The following is a 701-nucleotide window of genomic DNA, read 5'->3' as shown; positions in this document are numbered from 1 at the left end:
GAGTTCGACGGTAAAAATCATGTTGAGCTATCTAAAAAGTTTGGTTGTTCAGTACAGTGGATTTACACAGTTGTTCGCACAATGACAAAAGTTAAGCGCGATCAATTACAAGGTGATCTATTTGATAGCAATAAAGGCAAGGGTCCAGATGATGAGGAACCCACGTTATGCTGAAGCCAGACGACGAGATCACAGTAAACACATGGCTATTATTGCTAGCTCTATTTACCACGCTATTGCTCGGTTTCGAGTTTGGCAAAAGGGTATATATAGAAGAGCAATTGAGTGAGCCAAAGAAAATTATCACAACTGGTCGAAATGGCGGCCCATCAATAGCACCAGACAAACCTGACAGCACACCGATATGGAAGCTCGTTTGGGATCTTATGAGTGAGGTAAACAATGAAGAGTAATATAGCTGAAGAAATGGCCCCACATTATATAGCTGCGTTTTTAAATAAGTGCGGTTGTGAGTCATTGGATGATGTGGTTGGCGCTATGCAGGTATTGATCGATGCAGGCAAAGAAACGCAAACAGCATATAGTGAAAATGCTTACGCTCAAAAGGCTACAACCGTTCCATCTATTAATTAACAAAACTAAAAAGCGGCGCAAATTTTAAAGCGCCGCTCATTTTGAAATATTGAAAACTGTTTTGAAATATTCTCTCACTCAATCCCGAACTCTCCCACATATTCCCG

The 701-nt window shown here is 40.8% G+C and carries 3 protein-coding genes; all 3 read left to right on the top strand.

Annotated elements, in window-relative coordinates; all coding sequences use genetic code 11:
* Positions 1-174: Mor transcription activator family protein (locus SANK73390_RS22180; protein ID WP_462768458.1), on the top strand; the 174-nt coding region annotated here is incomplete at its 5' end.
* Positions 168-413 carry a hypothetical protein gene (locus SANK73390_RS22175; RefSeq protein WP_462768456.1) on the top strand — a complete coding sequence of 82 codons (246 nt, stop codon included), beginning with the start codon at positions 168-170 and terminating at the stop codon, positions 411-413. The genes SANK73390_RS22180 and SANK73390_RS22175, both read left to right, overlap by 7 nt.
* On the top strand, positions 403-594 hold the full coding sequence (locus SANK73390_RS22170) for a hypothetical protein (RefSeq protein WP_462768455.1): 192 nt from the start codon (positions 403-405) through the stop codon (positions 592-594). Before SANK73390_RS22175 ends, SANK73390_RS22170 begins: the two co-directional genes overlap by 11 nt.
* The last annotated feature ends 107 nt before the right edge of the window (positions 595-701 follow it).

Source organism: Pseudoalteromonas sp. SANK 73390 (assembly GCF_054966645.1).
The sequence above is the reverse complement of the archived record's forward strand: the minus strand, read 5'-3'. Positions and strand labels throughout refer to the sequence as shown.

Excerpts from the sequence above, each read along its gene's own strand:
- SANK73390_RS22175 (WP_462768456.1), top strand. The coding sequence starts at position 168 with ATGCTGAAGCCAGACGACGAGATCACAGTAAACACATGGCTATTATTG.
- SANK73390_RS22170 (WP_462768455.1), top strand. The coding sequence starts at position 403 with ATGAAGAGTAATATAGCTGAAGAAATGGCCCCACATTATATAGCTGCG.